The organism is Pseudoalteromonas sp. SWYJ118, from assembly GCF_015864505.1.
In the GTDB taxonomy this organism is placed as follows: domain Bacteria; phylum Pseudomonadota; class Gammaproteobacteria; order Enterobacterales; family Alteromonadaceae; genus Pseudoalteromonas; species Pseudoalteromonas arctica.
The window spans coordinates 114,897-135,477 of sequence record NZ_JADYXC010000002.1; the positions used below are offsets into that span (position 1 = coordinate 114,897).

18 protein-coding genes are annotated in these 20,581 nt (G+C 38.5%); 12 read left to right on the forward strand and 6 right to left on the reverse strand.

The window, feature by feature from the left end; all coding sequences use genetic code 11:
- Window positions 1–16: 16 nt before the first annotated feature.
- On the reverse strand, window positions 17–1,441 hold the full coding sequence (locus I6F48_RS03210) for a sodium-dependent transporter (protein WP_010552537.1): 1,425 nt from the start codon (window positions 1,439–1,441) through the stop codon (window positions 17–19).
- Between the two features lie 189 nt (window positions 1,442–1,630).
- Between I6F48_RS03210 and I6F48_RS03215 the strand changes: the two genes are divergently transcribed.
- The 6 genes from I6F48_RS03215 (at window position 1,631) to I6F48_RS03240 (ending at window position 5,963) form a co-directional block, all read left to right on the forward strand.
- Window positions 1,631–1,933 carry a YciI family protein gene (locus I6F48_RS03215; protein WP_010552536.1) on the forward strand — a complete coding sequence of 101 codons (303 nt, stop codon included), beginning with the start codon at window positions 1,631–1,633 and terminating at the stop codon, window positions 1,931–1,933.
- Window positions 1,934–2,095: 162 nt separating this feature from the next.
- A complete protein-coding gene (locus tag I6F48_RS03220; protein WP_002959808.1) occupies window positions 2,096–2,353 on the forward strand; it encodes a PepSY domain-containing protein in 258 nt (85 codons plus the stop codon).
- 3 nt (window positions 2,354–2,356) lie between these two features.
- Complete coding sequence (locus I6F48_RS03225; protein ID WP_007375447.1) at window positions 2,357–3,031, forward strand: response regulator transcription factor; 675 nt, start codon at window positions 2,357–2,359, stop codon at window positions 3,029–3,031.
- Window positions 3,025–4,362 (forward strand): ATP-binding protein, encoded by a 1,338-nt coding sequence (locus I6F48_RS03230; RefSeq protein WP_010552535.1) that lies wholly within the window; start codon window positions 3,025–3,027, stop codon window positions 4,360–4,362. Before I6F48_RS03225 ends, I6F48_RS03230 begins: the two co-directional genes overlap by 7 nt.
- Complete coding sequence (locus I6F48_RS03235) at window positions 4,349–4,759, forward strand: hypothetical protein (RefSeq protein ID WP_007585278.1); 411 nt, start codon at window positions 4,349–4,351, stop codon at window positions 4,757–4,759. Before I6F48_RS03230 ends, I6F48_RS03235 begins: the two co-directional genes overlap by 14 nt.
- Before the next feature lie 124 nt (window positions 4,760–4,883).
- Window positions 4,884–5,963, forward strand: a complete 1,080-nt coding sequence (locus tag I6F48_RS03240) for a flavin monoamine oxidase family protein (RefSeq protein WP_166420718.1) — start codon at window positions 4,884–4,886, stop codon at window positions 5,961–5,963.
- 69 nt (window positions 5,964–6,032) lie between these two features.
- On the opposite strand, the gene I6F48_RS03245 is transcribed toward I6F48_RS03240, so the two are convergent.
- Window positions 6,033–7,070, reverse strand: a complete 1,038-nt coding sequence (locus I6F48_RS03245) for an AI-2E family transporter (protein WP_007585280.1) — start codon at window positions 7,068–7,070, stop codon at window positions 6,033–6,035.
- Window positions 7,071–7,240: 170 nt separating this feature from the next.
- Between I6F48_RS03245 and I6F48_RS03250 the strand changes: the two genes are divergently transcribed.
- Together I6F48_RS03250 and I6F48_RS03255 are read left to right on the forward strand one after the other, a co-directional pair.
- Window positions 7,241–8,131, forward strand: coding sequence for a TIGR01777 family oxidoreductase (locus I6F48_RS03250; protein ID WP_166420717.1), 891 nt, complete (start codon window positions 7,241–7,243; stop codon window positions 8,129–8,131).
- A gap of 354 nt (window positions 8,132–8,485) precedes the next feature.
- Window positions 8,486–9,439, forward strand: a complete 954-nt coding sequence (locus I6F48_RS03255; protein ID WP_197118788.1) for a GGDEF domain-containing protein — start codon at window positions 8,486–8,488, stop codon at window positions 9,437–9,439.
- Between the two features lie 189 nt (window positions 9,440–9,628).
- Here I6F48_RS03255 and I6F48_RS03260 read toward each other — a convergent pair whose 3' ends face one another.
- Together I6F48_RS03260 and I6F48_RS03265 are read right to left on the reverse strand one after the other, a co-directional pair.
- The gene (locus I6F48_RS03260) at window positions 9,629–12,181 is read right to left on the reverse strand and encodes a glycoside hydrolase family 3 protein (RefSeq protein ID WP_197118789.1); all 2,553 of its coding nucleotides are present in this window, start codon (window positions 12,179–12,181) and stop codon (window positions 9,629–9,631) included.
- Entirely contained in the window at window positions 12,181–13,455 is a 1,275-nt protein-coding gene (locus I6F48_RS03265) for a sugar MFS transporter (protein ID WP_197118790.1), read from the reverse strand. The genes I6F48_RS03260 and I6F48_RS03265 overlap by 1 nt, the downstream gene beginning before the upstream one ends.
- A 258-nt stretch (window positions 13,456–13,713) precedes the next feature.
- Here I6F48_RS03265 and I6F48_RS03270 point away from each other — a divergent pair, with 258 nt between their 5' ends.
- The 3 genes from I6F48_RS03270 to I6F48_RS03280 all read left to right on the forward strand — a co-directional run bounded on the left by I6F48_RS03270 (window position 13,714) and on the right by I6F48_RS03280 (window position 17,478).
- Window positions 13,714–15,042 carry a GH1 family beta-glucosidase gene (locus I6F48_RS03270; RefSeq protein ID WP_197118791.1) on the forward strand — a complete coding sequence of 443 codons (1,329 nt, stop codon included), beginning with the start codon at window positions 13,714–13,716 and terminating at the stop codon, window positions 15,040–15,042.
- 46 nt (window positions 15,043–15,088) lie between these two features.
- Window positions 15,089–16,411, forward strand: coding sequence for a glycoside-pentoside-hexuronide (GPH):cation symporter (locus I6F48_RS03275; RefSeq protein WP_165727734.1), 1,323 nt, complete (start codon window positions 15,089–15,091; stop codon window positions 16,409–16,411).
- Between the two features lie 62 nt (window positions 16,412–16,473).
- Window positions 16,474–17,478: a LacI family DNA-binding transcriptional regulator gene (locus I6F48_RS03280; protein ID WP_165726368.1), complete on the forward strand. Its 1,005-nt coding sequence runs from the start codon at window positions 16,474–16,476 to the stop codon at window positions 17,476–17,478.
- A 72-nt stretch (window positions 17,479–17,550) separates the two neighbouring features.
- Here the strand turns inward: I6F48_RS03280 and I6F48_RS03285 are convergent, their stop codons facing one another.
- On the reverse strand, window positions 17,551–18,219 hold the full coding sequence (locus I6F48_RS03285) for a DUF2987 domain-containing protein (protein WP_007585308.1): 669 nt from the start codon (window positions 18,217–18,219) through the stop codon (window positions 17,551–17,553).
- Window positions 18,212–19,018, reverse strand: a complete 807-nt coding sequence (locus I6F48_RS03290) for a glucosaminidase domain-containing protein (RefSeq protein ID WP_197118792.1) — start codon at window positions 19,016–19,018, stop codon at window positions 18,212–18,214. Before I6F48_RS03290 ends, I6F48_RS03285 begins: the two co-directional genes overlap by 8 nt.
- Before the next feature lie 247 nt (window positions 19,019–19,265).
- On the opposite strand from I6F48_RS03290, the gene I6F48_RS03295 reads away from it, so the two are divergent.
- Window positions 19,266–20,558 carry an anti-phage deoxyguanosine triphosphatase gene (locus I6F48_RS03295; RefSeq protein ID WP_197118793.1) on the forward strand — a complete coding sequence of 431 codons (1,293 nt, stop codon included), beginning with the start codon at window positions 19,266–19,268 and terminating at the stop codon, window positions 20,556–20,558.
- The last annotated feature ends 23 nt before the right edge of the window (window positions 20,559–20,581 follow it).

The following is a 20,581-nucleotide window of genomic DNA, read 5'->3' on the forward strand; positions in this document are numbered from 1 at the left end:
TTTTAAAGAGGTCTATTTAAAAACCAAATATTTTTAAATCAAAAAACTTAGTCGCCACTGTATTTATAAATATCACAGCTAGAATGACAGGAATAAACGTTGAAAGTGAAAAGTTAACGTACTTTTCCATCAAGCTTCCCGCATAATTAGGCGAACCTAAGCTTAGCTCTTGTGTTAAGCGTGCTTTTTTCCAGCGGTACATTACAAACAAACACACCATTAAGCCATTAAGCGGTAAAATTGTGTCGTAAAATACATCAACAATAATATCAAAAAAGCTCTTATTAACGCCGCCATAACTGGTGAACGAAGTAAGGCTGTCAATCATACCAAACGACATTGTACATAAAATAGTAAGTACACCGGTTGAAAGTGTAAGGATGCCCAATGCTTTTTTACGGCTAATACCTTTACGGTCACTTAGTGTTGCTGTCGGTACTTCTACTATTGAAACAAGTGAAGTAATCGCTGCAAAAAATACTAATAAGAAGAATGAGAACGCAACAATAGACGCACCTACATAACCAATATCATTTTGCAGTGCTAATAATATTTTAGGTAGGTATACAAAAATCATTGATACAGACGAGTCAGAAAGTGCTGATGGGTCTGTGTTTGGATCAAAGCTAAATATAGCGGGCAACACCATTAGGCCCGCTACAAACGCAACGAGTGAGTCTGTAATAGCGACCATTTTCGCGCTACTTACAATGTCATCCTTTTTAGAAATATACGACGCGTAAGTCATTAATATACCCATACCCAGCGATAGCGAGAAAAACGCTTGGCTTAATGCGCCATTAAGTACACTTGCACTCATCTTAGAAAAATCAGGAATAATGTAGTATTTAACACCGGCCATTGCGTTATCAAGCGTTAATACATAAGTAACTAAAGCAAGTAGCATGAAAAGTAAGGCTGGCATTAAAAATTTAGCGGCTTTTTCTATGCCTTGTTTAACACCCCCTAATAAAATTAAGTTAACAATAATAACCACAACGGCCATATAACCAAACACAGTGTAACTATTAATAAAAACACCAAAGTGGCCAGGATCTGCAAGTAAATCTAAATTACCGAGGCCTGTTTGCGTTAAGTAACCAAAAATCCAAACCGTAATTACCATATAAAACACAGCAATCATAAATGGTGTAAGCACCGCTAAAAAACCTGCTAGCTTCCATTTCTTATCGTTATTAGATAATAGCTTGTACGAACCAAGTGGATCTTTTTGAGCGTTACGACCCATTGCCATTTCAGCCATCATGACTGGTAAACAAATGAACACGACAAATAAAGCGTAAATTAATAAGAATGCGCCACCACCATTTTTGGTAGCAGAAACCGGAAAACCAACTAAATTACCAATACCAACAGCCGAACCTGCCGCTGCCATTATGAATCCGAGACGGGAACTAAATCGTTCTCTATTTTCGCTCATGCATAAAACCTTTTTATTATTTTGTATATTTCAGCGACTCTACCAGTGTTACACAGATATTTTCAAGCAATTACAGTTTAAAAATAAAATCGAAGTGTAAACCTGTGTAAATACGCTTTTAATTCACCAATTTTCAACGCTGTGGTAGTATTGCGTTAATCAAATTTAACAATTTTTATGAGATTCCTTATGTTGTACATGATTCACTCAACAGACGTTGAAAACAGCTTAGAGCTTAGAAAAGCAGCACGCCCGGCACATTTAGCACGCCTTAGTGAGCTTGATTCACAAAACCGTTTATTAACTGCGGGTCCGTTTCCGGCAGTCGATAGTGAAGATCCTCAAGAAGCAGGTTTTACCGGTTCATTAGTTGTTGCTGAGTTTGAGTCAATAGAAGCAGCTCGAGAGTGGGCAGCAGCTGACCCTTACGTTGCCGCTGGCATCTATGAAAATACAATTGTTAAACCTTTCAAAAAAGTGTTCCCTGCTTAAAAGTGTATTAAACCCTAAGAGCGTGTGTTGCACTGTAATTCAGGGTTTGTTCACAAGATTTTAATTAAAATTACTGAGATAAAAGCGAATTTAGCGTTTTTACTTGAATTTTAGTAACTTAGTTAATTAAACTAAGTGGGTCTGGTCTAGGAGTTTTCCATTATGCGCGTATTATTAAGCCTCGGTTTTATTGCTTGTGTTAGCTTAGCTAACTTTGCTCAAGCAGCGACGGCCACCCAAGCATCTCATGCTGAGGTGGACAAAAAGAAAGCCGTAATACTTGCAAAGAAAACAATAGGCGGTAAGACCTTAAAAATTACCGAAAAAACAGATTTTTATACCGTACGAATACTCAAATCTGACGGCCACGTCGTTGATTTACATATAAATAAAAAAACCGGCGAAGTGAAAAAGGATTAACAAATGCGAATTTTAGTTATTGAAGACGATTTACATTTAGCAGATAACCTACGTAATGCTTTAGAAAAAGAACGTTACAGCGTGGATTTATGTCACGATGGTGAAGCAGGTCTTTTCCACATTACAGAATACCCGCTTGATATGGCCGTAGTTGATTTAGGTTTACCTAAAATAGACGGTATTGAGCTAATCAATAAAGCACGAGCACAAGGCATTACTATCCCTATTTTAATATTAACAGCGCGCGATCGCTGGCAGGATAAAGTAGAAGGTTTAGATGCAGGTGCAGATGACTACCTTACAAAACCATTTCATGTTGAAGAACTTATTGCACGTTGTAATGCATTAATTCGTCGCAGTGCTGGTAAAGCAAATCCAGAAATGACTGCGGGTCCAATTAAAATTCATACACGTTCACAACAAGTATGGGTTGATGATAAAGAACTTAGCCTTACAGCTTACGAATATAAAGTACTTGAATACTTAATGGTAAATCCGCAAAAAGTAATTTCTAAATCAGAACTTACTGAGCATATTTACGACCAAGATTTTGACCTTGATTCAAACGTAATTGAGGTATTTGTACTACGTTTGCGTAAAAAGCTTGATCCAGAAGGCGTACTAAACCCAGTAGAGACACTACGTGGGCGTGGTTACAGGCTTAAAAGCCAGTGGTAATACCGCAAATATCGTTAAAAATAAGGCAAGGATTTATCCTTGTCTTTGTTTTATTAGTCGCACTCCCTATCTTATTTTATTCAATTGGCAAAGCGTATTACGCTTCACTTGTTGATGCGACAGAAAAAACCCTCGAGGCACAGCTCTACTCGCTAATATCTGAAGTCGACTTTACTGAGCATGGTATTATTATGCCCAGCACTATTTTAGCGCCTGAGTTAAACAGATTAAATTCAGACACCTACGCAATGATTTACCGCGATGATGACCCTGTTTGGAACTCAGAATCGGCTGTAAATTTAAACTATGTACCTCAACAAATAGAAACCAAAGCCGGTGCCGCCGACTTCAGGCGCGTGGAGTATAATAATACCGCGTACTGGCAACTTAGCCTGACTGTAATTTTAAACAACATAGATCAATCAGAACAAGCTCGCTTTATATTAGTCAAACGTAACGACGCTCTACTTCGTATAATGGATGGCTTTAAGCAAACCCTTGTAGATTGGATGTTTATCATGGGGATTGCAATTGCAGGCCTAATGGCGATTGGTTTCATTTGGAGCGCTCGCCCACTCCAACGACTCGATAAAGAAATAAAAGCGATTGAATCGGGTGATATTCAAGAAATTAAAGGCCTCTACCCTGTAGAGCTGCAAACAATAAAAGCAGACCTAAACTTGCTACTTGAGTCGCAACAGCGCCAAAAAGAGCGCTACAGAGCCTCATTAAGCGACCTTGCTCATGCACTTAAAACACCGCTTGCAGTACTTAAATCAAGTCCATTGGCAAACGATGCCGATGCACAAGAACAACTCGACCGAATTAATGTGATGATCGAGCACCAATTAAAGCGTGCTGCAACCGGTGCATCAGACACGTGGAAAAAGCAAACACCTATTAAGCCTGTACTCGATTCAATACTCAGTGCTATGGCAAAAGTATACCGTGATAAAGATATTATTTTTACCTGCACCGTAACCGAAAAAGATTACTTTTTAGGTGACCAAACAGATTTAATGGAATTACTCGGTAACTTGATTGATAACGCCTGTAAAGCGTGTCGCTCGCAAGTAGAAATACAAGTAATCCAAAGTAAAACTCTGTGTATTGGAATTAGCGATGATGGCCCTGGTGTGCCAGAGGATAAACGTGAATCTTTACTTACACGTGGTACTCGCCTCGATACATACGAAAGCGGACACGGCGTAGGCATGGCGATTGTATCTGATTTAGTTAAGTCGTATAACGGGACGCTTACCATTACCGATGCTGATAACTTAGCCGGCGCTCAATTTATCTTAGAGTTTAATTACAATGACAAAAAGTAACTATTTATTAAAACTAACTGCCATTGTGCTATTAACTACAAGCCAGTACAGCTTTGCAGATGAAGCATGTACTTTAGCCGCTAAAGCAACAACCGATGAAGCTAAGCGGTATATTCAATGCCTAGATAGCCAGATTGATAAAGCAAAGCAAGCACAAGGCAGTTGGATACAAAAGCGCAAATATGAGCTAACTAAATCACAAGAAAGCACAGGCAATACGCAAGTATTGCCGTTGTTTATGCGCAGCATTAAAAATAACGAAAAGTACCTTGAGAGTGCCTGCCAATGGCGTTACTTAATAAAACTTCCTAATGCGACAACAGCAGCCATTAGCTATAAACTCTGTGAAATAGAGCTTATAAATCAATTTACAGAATCACTAAAACACCCATTTTAACGTAACTTAAGCACACTAAACTAGTTACGTTTCTTTACTCACTCCCTTTAGCCTACTTGACAATTTATTCATATCAAAACAAACTACCTACTAGTAGATTGCTAAATAGCTAATAGGTAAACAAATGACTAAACCAGTAATAATTATAGGTGGCGGACTGGCCGGCTTATACAGTGCGTATAAATTACAACTGCTTAATATTGAGTACTTATTACTGGAAGCTAAATCGCAATTAGGCGGCCGAATTTTTGCTGCGCAATCACCAATAAATAACGATGTTAGTTTTGATTTGGGTCCTACGTGGATATTTCCTCACCAACCAAAAATCCAAGCTTTAGTAAAGTCACTCCACTTAAGTATATTTGAGCAATACAACAAAGGTGATGTGTTATATCAAGCACCTAACGCCAAGCAGCCTCAACAAATTGCAGGTGCTGGAGATATGCAACTATTTAGACTCAAACACGGCATGAATACCTTAATAACTGCCTTATACGAGCAACTTAATCCTGATTCAGTGTTATTGGAACACAATGTCACTGAGCTTAAAAAAGGTGATAATAACTGGCAAATTACGGTTAATCACTTAGGTAATATAAAGCACCTTACTACTGAAAAACTAATTTCAGCTATTCCTGCTCGTATGGTTACAACACACTTAACACCTGAACTATGGGCTACTCCAACGCTCATAAACTGCCTTAGTAGTGTACCTACATGGATGGCAGGACAAGCCAAATTTATAGCTACTTTTGAACATGCATTTTGGCGTGATAAAAACTTATCAGGACAATGCTTTAGTCGCGTAGGCCCAATGGTCGAAATTCACGATGCCAGTGCTGAAGATGGCAATTACGCCGCATTATTTGGCTTTATAGGTGTGCCCTACTTATCAAGAAACCAAGTAACTAAAGAGCAATTAATTCAAGCCTGTGCCCAGCAGCTTAGCTATTTTTATGGTAAGGATGCTGAAAATGCAACGGGATACTTTATTAAAGACTGGGCAGACGATAAGTTTGTAGCTAATAGAGACGATCAAACTCAACCTTCGCAGCACCCAGAATTTGATTTTTCAAGCTTAGATGAGCAATTAAATAACTTGAACATTCATTTTGTAGCGAGTGAGTTTGCAAAACAAGAAGCAGGATATTTAGAAGGCGCAATAAACGCGGTGGATGACGCTATTAAATTTTTTGTTAATTAATAGCCCTGTATTTACTGATAACTTAACCATCAAGGGCTTTAATTTTACAGCCCTTGATGGTTATAAATGTTAGTTATTTTTAGCAACGTCTTCGCCACTGCCTAGTAGAGTGGCAACCCACTTACCTTCAGCACTGGCTTCTAAACCTATTTTTACAATCATCGTTAATGGCACAGATAAAAGCATACCCACAGTACCTAATAACCAGCCCCAAAATATTAATGATAAAAATACCACTAGCGTTGAAAGACCCAGCCCTTTGCCCAAAAACTTAGGCTCTACAATATTGCCCATTACCGTATTTATTGTTAAATAACCTGCAGCAACCAATCCCGCAATTAACGGACCTTGAGTAATAAGCGCAAGTAATACAGCCGGTACAGCCGCAATAATTGACCCAATATTAGGAATGTAATTGAACATAAATGCCAATACCCCCCACAGCACAAAGTAGTCAACGTCTAAAATCCATAAGTAAAACGCAGCAATAATACCCGTACCTAAACTTACTAGTGTTTTAATTGCCAGATATGAATTAATAGACTCTAAAAAGCGGTCAATTTGCTTCATTTTGCTATCGGGATCTTCAAGTGCCATGTGTATTTTTTTGCTTAGCATTGGCCCTTCAAACAACATAAAAACAACGGTTAAAATAATTAAAAACATGTTTGCCATTACGCCACCTAAACCGGTGAGCATATTAGTGGCTACATCAACCATTTTACCTGGGTCGAACATATTGATTAACTGTTCTTTATTAATCAGTATGTTGTATTGAGATGCTAAATCTACAAGCCATACAAATTCTTCTTTGAGTTGTGTTTTATACTCAGGAAGTTGCTGCGAAAAATCGTTTATTGATTGCCCTACAAGCCCGCCAAGGCTTACACCTAAGCCAACTATAATAAGCACTACCAACATAACAGCAATGCCTTTAGGAATTCGGTAGCGCGCAAAAAACTTGATAAGCGGATTACAAATAATGGCAATAAACGCCGCCAAAATAAACGGAATAATAATTACACTTGCCGCTTTTATCCCCGCGAGTACGACCACTAAGGAAGCAAAAACTATTAAGCTTTTATTTACTCCAGTTAAACTTGCCAATTTATTAATCCTTTTATTAATGATATGGCTTTAGTGTAAGGCAAAAGGTAATTAAATGAAATAATTACGAAGTGATCATAAAAGCCTGTTTTACGTATAAATTTGCAAAGCTGTTTGCTAGCGAGTATGTTTTTTAATCACTTGCTACTATTTTATTGTAAGGATTAATAATGCATGTATTTGTTACTGGCGCGACGGGATTAATTGGTAAGCACTTATGCCCTTTTTTACTTCATCATAATACTGTTACTGTGCTTAGCCGAAATCCGACTAAAGCAAACGTATTATTGGGCCATAAAGTTAAAGCCGTAAGCAATGTCAATGCAGTAGATTTTAACACTGTTAATATTGTTATTAATTTAGCTGGCGAACCTATTGTAAATAAACGCTGGAGCGACAAACAAAAGCAAATAATACGCGACAGCCGTATTGGTGTTACACAACAAATTAGTGAAGCTATTAAAGCTTGTAGCACTGCCCCGCATACTTATATATCTGGAAGCGCCGTTGGGTTTTATGGTCGACAAAATAGTAACCCTATTGATGAAACTTTTGAAAACCCACACGACGAATTTAGCCACCAGCTTTGTAAAGACTGGGAAAATGCAGCGCTACTCGCGCAATCAGAACACACCAGAGTGTGCCTTTTGCGCACGGGTATTGTTTTAGCTAAAAAAGGTGGAGCATTAAGTAAAATGCTCCCTGCCTTTAAATTGTGTTTAGGCGGCCCAATTGGTAATGGCGAGCAAGGAATGTCGTGGATACACATCGACGATATGATTCAGCTAATACTCTTCATTATTAAGCATCCAGAAATATCTGGCCCTGTTAACGCAACTGCGCCAAATCCTGTAAGCAATGCTCAATTTGGTAAAAGCTTAGGCGAGGCGTTATCGCGACCTGCATTTATCACTATGCCCACTGCAGTACTTAAACTATTAATGGGTGAAATGTCAGACTTACTAACAACGGGACAATTTGTAGTCCCTAAAAAGGCGCTCGTTCATAATTATCGTTTTCATCATCCTGATATTAAATCAGCTTTAGAGAGTTTGGTTTAGCGGGCGTTAATAATTCTTGAGGTAAAATATAAAAATTGAAAAAGCAATCCTTTTAACTGAATTGACCTTTTCTTATTAATACATAATAATTACAACAGTTAGTTAAATATATATTTCATCATTTTATAATAAAGAGAATAAATCATGTTTCATTTGCCTACTGTGATCTTCTTCTCTTTTATCCTTAACTTGTTCATAAGCTTATTTTTTCTCTCAATTTATAAATATAAAAAACAAACATCTTTTTTATTATTTGGTTTAGCCTGTGCCACATTTGCATTAGCCGAAATACTGGCATGTTTGCGCTTATTCATAGACTTTCCTTTAATAACCCACTATTTAGCTAGTGTTTCAATGATTACTAGCCCACTTTTAATTATTGTTGGACTATATAAATACAAAAACGTACAAAATATTAGCTTAATGCCTCTTTACTGCATATTTGGTTTTTCTAGCTTATTGTTATTGGCAATTTATCCTTTCGGTGCAGCAAAAATGCTAACGAGTTTAGTAATTTCCGGATTATTTATTTACACAGCGTATTTAATCAAAAGCATGAGCTTTGTTGCTAAAGCCCAGAAAAAGGCGTTAATTACCTGCTTTTTAGTGCACAGTGGAGTTATGTTTTTAAATGCTATATTTCTATCAATACCGGTACTTAGTTCGAGTATTCAAGATGTAGCAACCCCTTTGCAAATTGTGCTTATTAGTCATTTACTATTAGCCACACTGAGTGCTCTTATACTGCCATTTTTGTTATTTTCTAATAGTGAATATACGCTATCGAACCTTGCCAATACCGACTCTCTTACACAGTTATTTAATCGCAGAGGTTTCTTTAATAACGCCAAAGCAGTCCTTAAACAACCTAATAACAATGATATAAATGTATCTATAATTATTCTAGATATTGACTTTTTTAAGCATGTAAACGATAAGTACGGCCACGACACGGGCGATCAAGCAATTAAATGGATTGCGCAGCACATAAAAGAGCAATTTATTGATGAGGGTATTTGCGCCAGAATAGGCGGTGAAGAATTTGCAATATTACTACCAGACTATTCCCTACGAGCAGCTAAAGAATATGCAGAGCACTTACGTGAAAATATTTCTAAGCATCCGTTTTATTATCAAAACGCGCATATAAAACTATCTGTGAGCGCGGGAGTGAGTCACTCTGTAAATGGTAAAATGAGTGTAAAAGACTTACTGTCGTTGGCTGATAAACGCCTTTATCTTGCTAAAGAAACCGGCAGAGATAAAGTAGTTAGCTTTGACGAAAAAAACCTCTTAATGCAGTGCTAATTATTTTACAAGCTATTATAAAAAAGGTTCCTCCTATAAAAACGTGGTAACTCTTTGTATTTATAGCGACTTGCTCCTATTTAGTTATATCAATTAGCTCAAGTATTTATGCAGGTTAGTATTAATCCTCTACATAAAAAAAGCCCTTCATTCGAAGGGCTTTGGTATACACACAATAGAGTTAATAAACTACTTACAAGACAGTGTAGCTTCGCCTGCCTTATTTGGCACAAACTGAATATTAGCCACAGAAATTGACGCTTTACCATTGCTGCGTAAGCTAAATGGGCTTGTTAGGTTTGCAAAATTAACACCCTTATCAGCAAAACAACCTAAATCGATTGATACTGACTGCCATTTATTCTCAATGGTTTTATCCACTACGTTTGCTAAATCAATGCTTGCACCACATTCACCCGAGCAAGTCATAGCAAGTGCTATATCGCTCGTTAGTGCTTCGTTTAATTTAATATCAAAGCTAATCACACTATCGGCTTCAACGTAAGCAATGGTATCTTCTGCAAAGCTTGTTACTATTTCAGCACTGGCTTTTTCTGCACCGCTAAAGCTAAATTGACGCGCGTCTTCTTGTACTGTTTTATCCTCGGTTCGGTATTTAATTGCACCAAATTCATGTGTACTACTCGATACATCTAAAAGCTCATCGCCCGATTTTAACAATAAGCGCCATGGCGCTACAGGTGCACCAACAAGTATATCCATACTCGTAAGCCCTGAGTTATCAAGTTTAGAGTCTTCATCAAGGTCGTCAGCTAGCACGTTTTTATCGCCGTACGTTAAACCAAAACCATAAGGAAGTAATGGGTCGTAATTTTCATCGCCTTTATTAACCGCAGTTTGTACCGCTGATTTAGGCCAAGAAAACGATAATTTACCTTTAAAGTTATTTTGAATGGTGCCGTCTGCCGCTTTTAATAAAACATCAGCAATACCTGCGCCTTCTGTACCTGGCAACCATGCAGCTACAAACGCGTCAGATGCGTTAAGTTCACTGTTCACCCACATAGGTCGACCTGATATAAACACCGATACAACAGGAATACCTTGCTCTTTTAGCGAGTTTAAAAGTGCTAATGACTTTTTATTTCCGCGCTCAAACTCTAGGTTATCTTTATCGCCGTGCCCTTCTGCGTAAGGTTCTTCACCAAATACAACAATAGCAACATCAGGACGCTGTTCAAACGTACCATCAGCACTTAAAGTAACACTTCCACCTGCTGCAGATATTTGTTCTTCAAGCCCTTTGTAAATTGACGTTGCTCCAGGGAAATCAGCATTTTTATTATTAGTCCCCTGCCACGTAATACTCCAACCACCCGACTGTTTACCTATATTATCAGCACCATCACCTGCAACAAGTACGCGTTGATTAGCTTCGATAGGTAATAGGTTATTTTTATTTTTAAGTAATACAAGCGATTCGCGCACAGCTTGACGTGCGACTTCGCGATGCTTTTGCGCGCCAATAAGTTCTGTTTTTCCAGAGTAAAGACGCTTAGCCGGGCTTGGTTTATCAAATAAACCAGCGCGAAGTTTTACGCGTAATATTCTGCTCACTGCGTCATCAATACGCGACATACTAATTTCGCCTGACTTAACTTGCGCAATTGTGTTGTTATAAAGAGGCTTCCAGGCACCTGTTGGGACCATGAAAATATCAAGGCCAGCATTAACGGCTTGTGCACAACTTTCGTTAGTACAGCCTTCAATTTGCCCATGGCCATTCCAATCGCCTACTACGAATCCATCAAAACCCATTCGTGTTTTTAATACATCAGTAAGTAAATATTTATTGCCGTGATTTTTAACGCCATTCCAGCTATTGAACGATGCCATAACCGATTGGCTACCTGCAGACAAGCCACCTACATAACCTTGGGCATGAATATCAAATAGCGACTGTTCGCTATCTATATTATTTCCCTGATCATCCCCATCAACCGTGCCACCGTCGCCAATAAAGTGTTTAACGGTACTAATTACACGCTTGTCACTTAAAAAGTCGCCATCGGCTTTACCTTGTAAGCCATTTACTATGGCTGCTGAGTAATCGTGAACAATCTTTGGATCTTCTGAGTAGCCTTCGTACGTTCTGCCCCATCGGTCGTCTCGTACTACTGCTACAGTGGGTGCAAATACCCAATCTATCCCCGTAGCCATTACTTCTACTGCGGTAATAGACGCTATTTGCTCTATTAAATCTGGGTTATTAGCCGCGCCTAAACCAATGTTATGTGGAAAAAGCGTCGCGCCAATTACGTTATTATGACCATGTACTGCATCGGTGCCCCACATAGTTGGGATACTACTGCCATCAACTGAGTCATCGACAGAAGCTTGATAAAAGCTCTCTGCTAAGGCCACCCAGTCCATTGGTGTTGCATGTTTGTCGCCATTAGGGAATGCACCACCGCCATTAAGATATGAACCAAAGCCATATTTACGCATGTCTTCAACAGTAATATCACGAATTTCTGGTTGAATCATTTGAGCAACCTTTTGCTCAAGTGTCATGGCTTTTAAATAGTTAACTATTTTAGCTTCAATATCGGCGTCTTTTTTAACAGCAATATTAAGTTTTGGCCAAATTTGCGCTGTTTTAGATAACGTTTCATTACTTTCAACCGATGTTACTGCGTCGTTTGAACAAGCCGATAAAGTACCTACTGATGCAATTAATGTTGCTAAGGCTATTTTATTAAGTGTAAAAGGGGTTTTCATTATAGAGTCTCCTGCGCTTGAACTGGTTTACTACCGCTTAAACCATAGAACACGATAAATATGTAACATAAAATAGGTAAAACATACGAAAGTTGAACACCCACACTATCAGCAAGTGCACCTTGTAAAAGTGGCACTATTGCACCACCCACAATCGCCAAACACAAAATACCAGAGCCTTGAGCTGTATGCTTACCAAGCCCATTTAACGCTAAACTAAAAATAGTGGGGAACATAATAGAATTGAATAAACCAACCAATAGTATTGACCACATTGCTAATTGATCCGACGTGCTCATGGCAATAACGACTAAAATAATAGCCATGGTTGCGTTAAAGCCAAGTACTTTACCAGCGGGTAATTTTTGCATTACAGCAGCACCAATAAAACGCCCAACCATAGCACCACCAAAATAATAAGTGATGTAATGAGCTGCAGCATGCTCTTTTAGTCCTGCAATATGTTCTTGCGCTAAAAAGCTTACTAAAAAGCTACCAATTGCCACTTCTGCGCCAACGTACATAAATATACCCACAGCACCTAATACAAGATGGCGATACTGCCAAGCACTGCCTTCAATTGCCTCTGATTTTTCGGCTTCTGCTTTTTGCTCGCTCATAATGTCTGGTAATTTAAGCCATGCAAAAATACCGGCTAGTAAAATAAGCATTGCAGCTAAAAGGAGGTAAGGAAGTTGAACTGACTCTGCATTTTGTGCAGGTGTTAAAAAGGCTTCTGACGCTGAGTCCAGAATTAACAGAGCACCAAATGATGGCGCAACCGTAGTACCTAACGCGTTAAAAGCTTGAGTAAGCGTTAAACGAGACGACGCTGTTTTTGCTGAACCCAACAAACTTACATAAGGATTTGCAGATACTTGTAATAACGTTATGCCACTGGCGAGTACAAATAAAGCGAATAAAAATACAGGATAACTATGTAAAGACGCTGCTGGGTAAAATAAGACACACCCTACTGCCGCAATTAAAAGCCCAACCACGATTCCTTTTTTATAACCAAGCTTTTTAACAATGTGTCCACTAGGGAGTGACATTAAAAAGTAAGCGCCAAAAAAGCAAAACTGCACAAGCATTGCTTGTACATACGTTAAATCGAAAACCGCTTTTAAATGCGGAATCAAAATATCATTTAAGCAGGTAATAAAACCCCACATAAAAAATAGTGAAGTTAAAGATGTAAGTGCAAAACCATAGTTTTTATCTTGGTGGTTTTGCGACTGTGTTTGTGATGTCAGTGGTGCTGAACTAGCCATGTGCTCTCCGCAATTTATTATTATAAATTGATCTTCAGTAAGTAATTAATACAAACCCCGCTAAGGCGCAGTATTTAAGAGTTGACCTGAAGATTAATTAACATTAATCTAAAAATGTAAGCGCTTTCACGGCTAATTAAATACGAACATGTTACATATTTCAACAACTTTTATTTTTAATAATGTTTTGTACCCGCTGAAAGTCAGTAAAAATAAGCGCTAAGCGTGCAATTAAGTTCTCAAAAAGGTTTGTAACCAATGACAAAAATATCATTACCATTTAATTCACCTCTATTAACAAAAGACTTTGTTTATGGTGTAGCTACAGCATCATTTCAGATAGAGGGCGGATATGAGCATCGCTTACCGTGTATTTGGGATACCTTTTGTAGTACTGCAGGTAAAATTGCTGACAATTCACATGGTCATATTGCCTGCGATCATTACAACAATTGGCAACAAGACATAGATTTAATAGAGTCTCTAGGTGTTGATGCTTACAGGCTTTCTATTTCATGGCCTCGCGTGATGACTCAAGACGGAAAGTTAAATCCCGTAGGCGTTAAGTTTTATACTGATATTTTAGATGAACTAAAACGAAAAAATATAAAAGCCTTTGTTACTTTGTACCACTGGGATTTACCGCAACACCTTGAAGATGAAGGCGGCTGGCTCAACAGAAAAACTGCTTACGCATTTGAGAAATACGTAGAACTAATTACTAACGCATTTGGAACACGAGTGTATTCTTACGCTACATTAAACGAACCCTTTTGCAGCGCGTTTTTGGGTTACGAAATTGGCATACATGCCCCGGGCTTAGTCGGCAAGCAGTATGGTAAAAAAGCAGCTCATCACTTATTACTCGCTCATGGTCTGGCCATGAACGTGCTAAATAAAACATCGCCTAATACTCAAAACGGCATTGTGCTTAACTTTACACCCGCATATCCACTTACCGATAATCAACAAGACATAGACAGTGCCAAATACGCTGATGACTACTTAAATCAGTGGTACATGAAACCAATAATGGATGGTAAATACCCCGATATAATAAACCAATTACCAAGCGATCATTTACCAGACATACACCCTGGTGATATGGAATTAATTTCTCAGCCAATTGATTACTTAGGCATTAACTTTTATACCCGCCAAGTTTATAAGGCGCATCCTACTGACATTTATGAACCCATTGCACCTACAGGTCCGTTGACTGATATGGGATGGGAAGTTTATCCGCAATCGTTCACCGATTTGCTCGTATCGCTTAATAAAACATACACGCTACCGCCTATTTATATAACCGAAAATGGCGCAGCCATGCCCGATACATATAATAATGGTGAAGTTAACGACTTAGATCGTTTAAATTACTATAATGATCACTTAAATGCGGTTCATAATGCGATTGAACAAGGTGTTGTTATAGATGGCTACTTTGCTTGGAGCTTAATGGATAACTTTGAGTGGGCAGAAGGTTATTTAAAACGTTTTGGTATTGTGTATGTAGATTATAAGACGCAGCAACGCACCATTAAAAATAGTGGTTTAGCTTATAAAGAACTCATCTCTAAAAGATAAGAGTATACCCACAACTAAAAACAAGTATAAAGCGGGATAAACAATCATGGTCAGTGTAAAAGAAAAAATAGCGTATGGCTTAGGCGACACCGCCAGTAATATTATTTTTCAAACAGTTATGATGTTTTTAATGCTGTACTACACAGACGTAGTGGGTTTATCGCCTGCTGTTGTAGGTACTATGTTTTTAGCAGTGCGTATTTTTGATGCCGTAACCGATCCATTAATGGGTAACCTTGCTGATAAAACACATACGCGCTGGGGCCACTTTCGCCCCTACTTACTTTGGCTTGCCCTCCCTTTTGCCATTATTAGTATTTTAGCGTTCACTACGCCCGATTTAGAAGGCACCGATAAAATAATTTATGCCTTTACTACTTACACTCTGCTTATGGTTGTCTACACCGCTATTAATATTCCGTATTGTGCTTTAGGTGGCGTACTTACAAGCGACGCAAAAGAGCGCGTAACCATTCAGTCTTATCGGTTTGTATTTGGTATGTTAGGTGGTGTTATTGTAGCGGGTTGCACTATGCCAATGGTTGAGTATTTTGGCCAAGGCGATGCAGCCAAGGGCTATCAATACACAATGACAGCAATGAGTATTTTAGGCCTTGTACTGTTTTTACTTTGTTTTTTAGGTACAAAAGAGCGTATACAACAGCCTAAAGAGCAAAACATTCCTTTTGCCCAAAGTGTTAAAGCATTAATTAAAAACGATCAATGGCGAACACTTTGCTTAGCTGCATTCTTTTTACTTACCGGGCAAGTATTAAGGCTTACGCTTGCTGTTTACTACGTAAAGTACTATTTAGGTCGAGACGATTTAATCACTTTATTTATGACGCTAGGTGTTGCAGCCAGCATGGTAGGTTGTGCTTTAGCTCAACCACTTGCAAAGCGCTTTTGTAAAATAAAGGCCTACATAAGCTTACAAGTTATTGCCGCCGCTATTTGTGGTTTTAGTTACTTTATTAGTAAAGATCAATTAGTACTCGCATTTACTGCCTTTATTTTATGGAAATTCTTTTTAGATATGGCAACCCCGTTGTTGTGGGCAAAAATGGCCGACACCATAGATTATGGGCATGAAAAAACAGGTGTACGCATTACGGGTTTGGTTTATTCAGGCGTTATATTTTTTATTAAAATGGGCGTGGCTGTAGGCGGCGCAATTGCAGGCTGGTTGTTATCTTTTTACAGTTATCAGGCCGATGCAGTACAAACTCTTGATACCCAGCACGGTATTTTACTGTCATTCACTGTACTACCTGCTTTTGGCTCATTATTTGTTGCCTACATAATGAAAAAATATACACTGACTAATCAGGTTGTTGAAAATATTCAATCTAAACTAACAGCTAGTTAAGATATATACTCTAAGGTATTATTTAGCCGAAGTAGTTAAGGATAAGCGAGTGAACAAATAACATGGCAACAATTTATCAAGTCTCAGAGCTTGCGGGCGTATCGTTAGCCACCGTTTCTCGCGTGATGAACAAAAATACCCGTGTAAGCGATAAAACTAAACAAAAAGTGCTTGATGCTATGGCGCAGCTTGGCTACAAGCCTAATTCAATAGCGCAATCTTTAGCCTCTAACTGTACTAACAGTGTCGGTATTTTAGTGTCTGAGTTACATGGTCCTTTCTTTGCCCAAATGATGGCAGGTATTGAGTCAGAGCTTCGTGCTGCGGGTAAACACGTTATTATTACCACCGGGCACAGTGAAGAAGACAAAGAACAAGAAGGCATTGAGTTTTTAATTAGCAGACGCTGCGATGCCATTATTTTGCACGTAGAAGCCGTCTCAGACGACTACCTAATAAAACTAAGCCAAGGCTCTACACCCGTTTATTTAATGAGCCGTTACGTAGAGCAACTAAAAGACAACTGTATCAGTCTAGATAATCAATTAGGTGGTTACCTAGCCACTAAATCGATATTAAATCAAGGCCATACACAAATAGCATATATTGCAGGCCCGCAGTTTAAAGCCGATGCTTTTAACCGCTTAGAAGGTCACAAACAAGCACTTACAGAGGCTGGTGTTAAATTTGATCCTACGCTTTTTTATATTGGCGACTTTAACGAAACTGGCGGTAGTAAAGGCTTAAAACATTTTATTGATGAAAAACTTAGCTTTACTGCACTGGTATGCGCCAATGACGAAATGGCCTCCGGTGCTATGAAGTATGCAAGAGAGCACGGTTATAATTTACCAATTGATTTATCGATTGTTGGATTTGATAACGTTATTTTTGCAAACTATCTTTACCCTACACTCACGACCATAGATAATCCGGTCGGGAAAATGGGCGAAATGGCAGCTAAATTAGTGCTGAAAGACGTATATCAAAATAAAAACCTTGTTATAAATCGCTTTTTTGAACCCACTTTAATGCAGCGAGATTCATCAGCACCACTTATTAAATAAAAACCAAAGACTAAAAACGAGTACTAATTTTGGTACAAAAAAAGCGGCTAAATGCCGCTTTTTGTATGTGAGTTACTTAACAATCCAAGGCGTTACTTTAATAACGTTCGATATATCGCCAAGCACTGCGCTATCATCTTCCCAGCTATCTTCAACTGCAAAATAACACACTGACTTTTCACACGTTATATTTTCATCATCAAATTGCATTGGGCTTTTAAATGTAACTGCTACGCCCTTTTGCTCTGGTAATAAAAACCACATTAATTTACTTACAAAAAAGCCCGACAAATCAGTTAATAGCTCATCAAGTTCTTCGTTAATGGTATATAACGACTGCTTTGAAAATGCTAAACCTTCAAGTTCGTTTGCTTCTATTTGTAACTTTAATTGGCAATCGTGCACAGGATTGAGCGGCTCTACTACAATAACCGCTTTATCGGTATCAAGCTGCTTATCGAACGGCAATAGTAATTGTGCTTTATCGGTAAAGTTAAGTGGATACTCGTTTCTTTCGGTTAAAATAGTACCGCTTTTAATCGCACATGTTTCATTAGTACCAATATCACTAATGTAAAAGTTAACTCGCGCATATTGAAAATCGCCTTTGTTAACAATTTTTAAGCGGTCGTAAAAACCGTCATACGACATCACAAATTCTCTCGCATTTACATTAAACGCACTAATGCTCAGCAGTACTAACACAATAGCGTTGGTACAATTAAAAATGTATTTATTCATCAAAGTAGGCTCTATTTTGGCTAATCATCGTGTTTAACTCTTCTATATACGCTTCACCGCGCTCAGAGTAAGACATTAAACCTTGTGTAAGTTCAGTCGCTAAAATTGGTTTTTGCTCAAGACGTAAGTTTTCACGTATTGCGCGCAAATCTTTATAAGCAGGATGCGTATTTATGTTTTTAAAGTAAGAGTTTATAGCAGCTCTTACTGATTTAAACGCAGCAACTTCGTGCGCAGCCCCGGTATTACGGCGTTTTGGCACCATGCCACAACCTTTTGTGTAACACCACTGACCAAAAAAGTTAAGGCCAATACGTGCAAAACGCGAAGTGCCCCATGCAGATTCGTTTGCAGCTTGCATAAGCGCTAATTCTTTAGGAATTATATCAACACGGCGTAGTGCTTGCGTAAGTATTAGCGTATCAACCGTGGTTGGTAAGTCATACGACTTTAAAATTTTAGCAATATCTTTGTTTTGCTTTTTTTCTAAAGATAATTCGTTTTGTAACATCATGCGTGCTATTTCGAGCTTAGCGCGTTGCTGTAATATTTTTTTATTTTCGGCTTCAACGTGCGGACGAATAAAGCTAAAAAATGCATGTTTTTTTTCTTTAACATCACTAAATTCTGAAAATTTTGGCAGTTTTACATTATGTAATGGTTTTTCTTTTTTCTTCACTTTTTTTGGTTGTTCTGACGTTTGCTCGTCTAGTTCAACATCGTCACTTTGTATAAACGGGTATGCAAGCGCCCAAACAAAAAATACAGTTAGTAAAAGCTTAAAAATCGTTTTTAACATCTATTCTCTCTATTAAACTTAGTTATGCATGGTTTATACACAAGCATACGAAGGCGCATTATACCTAAGCCACTTTATAAACGCGAATAACTGGGGTTTGATGACCTTTTACGGTTGAATTTTCAGCAGTGTATTTGAATTTTAGATAAAACAGAGCCTATGTAGTGCATTTGTTCATTCGCAATTTATAAGTCCATGGGTATACTGGGCAAAGTTTAATAATATTAACTATGTGTGAGTAAGCAGTATGGATAAACAATGGCAAAGCCGAATAATAGAGCAATATAAACATCGTCCTAACGATAATCGCTCGCCGTGGCAGGTCGACCGTTCGCGTATTATTCATGCCGCTGCATTTAGGCGTTTGCAAGCAAAAACCCAAATTATGGGTATTGGCCTAAACGACTTTTATCGCACTCGCCTTACCCACTCTTTAGAAGTATCGCAAATTGGTACTGGCATATTGCGCCACTTAAAAGCGCAACATAGCGACTTTACGCACTTTCCATCAACCGGACTGCTAGAAACACTGTGTTTGGCGCACGATATTGGCCATCCACCCTTTGGCCATGGTGGTGAAATAGCGCTAAATTACATGATGCGCGATCACGGTGGTTTTGAAGGTAACGCACAAACACTGCGCATAGTTGCAAAACTTGAGCCCTACAGTAACGGGCACGGTATGAACCTAACTCGTCGTACTTTATTAGGTTTTATAAAATACCCCGCGTTTATTAATACGCTATGGCATACCATTCCCAACGATACAACCGGTCGTGCATTTATAAAAGCAGATGATTGGCGACCTGCCAAAGGGTTGTACAACGACGATGCAGCCATATTTAATTGGATAGTAGAACCACTGAGTCAAAACGATAAAACGTTGCTGGGTAACCATGCCGCTATTGATAAGTACCGCGCTAAAACAACGTATAAATCGCTCGATAGCGCCATAATGGAACATGCCGACGATATAGCATACGCCGTACACGACTTAGAAGATGCCATTGCAACCCATGTACTTACGCTAGACGATTGGCAAACTCATGCTCTACCTCATTTAAAAGCACTAAACTTTGACTGGTTAAACACCATGCTTGAGTCGCTCACGAAGCGTTTGTTTTCAAAAAATGATTATGAGCGAAAAGATGCCATAGGTGAGCTGGTTAATACCTTTATTATTCATATACATTTAGATATTCAAAACGATAACTTTGAATGCCCTATTTTAAAGTACACCGCTAAATTAGATGCCCAATACGACAGTGTATTGCAAATACTTAAGCATTTTGTGTTTCAACGTTTAATACGCGACCCCGAAATGCAGCAAATAGAGTTTAAAGGTCAAAACTTACTAATAGAGTTATTTACCGCGTTTGCTAGCGATCCGCTGCGTTTATTACCCGAAACAACACAAACACAATACATAGAAGCACAAAAGCAAAACCAAGGTATGCGTATAATTTGCGATTACTTAAGCGGAATGACCGACGAGTACGCTTATAAAACGTATCAACGATTGTTTTCACCTATGCAATAGCTAACTACTAACTACTAACTACT

Excerpts from the sequence above, each read along its gene's own strand:
- I6F48_RS03210 (WP_010552537.1), bottom strand. The coding sequence starts at position 1,441 with ATGAGCGAAAATAGAGAACGATTTAGTTCCCGTCTCGGATTCATAATG.
- I6F48_RS03215 (WP_010552536.1), top strand. The coding sequence starts at position 1,631 with ATGTTGTACATGATTCACTCAACAGACGTTGAAAACAGCTTAGAGCTT.
- I6F48_RS03220 (WP_002959808.1), top strand. The coding sequence starts at position 2,096 with ATGCGCGTATTATTAAGCCTCGGTTTTATTGCTTGTGTTAGCTTAGCT.
- I6F48_RS03225 (WP_007375447.1), top strand. The coding sequence starts at position 2,357 with ATGCGAATTTTAGTTATTGAAGACGATTTACATTTAGCAGATAACCTA.
- I6F48_RS03235 (WP_007585278.1), top strand. The coding sequence starts at position 4,349 with ATGACAAAAAGTAACTATTTATTAAAACTAACTGCCATTGTGCTATTA.
- I6F48_RS03240 (WP_166420718.1), top strand. The coding sequence starts at position 4,884 with ATGACTAAACCAGTAATAATTATAGGTGGCGGACTGGCCGGCTTATAC.
- I6F48_RS03250 (WP_166420717.1), top strand. The coding sequence starts at position 7,241 with ATGCATGTATTTGTTACTGGCGCGACGGGATTAATTGGTAAGCACTTA.
- I6F48_RS03255 (WP_197118788.1), top strand. The coding sequence starts at position 8,486 with ATGATTACTAGCCCACTTTTAATTATTGTTGGACTATATAAATACAAA.
- I6F48_RS03260 (WP_197118789.1), bottom strand. The coding sequence starts at position 12,181 with ATGAAAACCCCTTTTACACTTAATAAAATAGCCTTAGCAACATTAATT.
- I6F48_RS03265 (WP_197118790.1), bottom strand. The coding sequence starts at position 13,455 with ATGGCTAGTTCAGCACCACTGACATCACAAACACAGTCGCAAAACCAC.
- I6F48_RS03270 (WP_197118791.1), top strand. The coding sequence starts at position 13,714 with ATGACAAAAATATCATTACCATTTAATTCACCTCTATTAACAAAAGAC.
- I6F48_RS03275 (WP_165727734.1), top strand. The coding sequence starts at position 15,089 with ATGGTCAGTGTAAAAGAAAAAATAGCGTATGGCTTAGGCGACACCGCC.
- I6F48_RS03280 (WP_165726368.1), top strand. The coding sequence starts at position 16,474 with ATGGCAACAATTTATCAAGTCTCAGAGCTTGCGGGCGTATCGTTAGCC.
- I6F48_RS03285 (WP_007585308.1), bottom strand. The coding sequence starts at position 18,219 with ATGAATAAATACATTTTTAATTGTACCAACGCTATTGTGTTAGTACTG.
- I6F48_RS03290 (WP_197118792.1), bottom strand. The coding sequence starts at position 19,018 with ATGTTAAAAACGATTTTTAAGCTTTTACTAACTGTATTTTTTGTTTGG.
- I6F48_RS03295 (WP_197118793.1), top strand. The coding sequence starts at position 19,266 with ATGGATAAACAATGGCAAAGCCGAATAATAGAGCAATATAAACATCGT.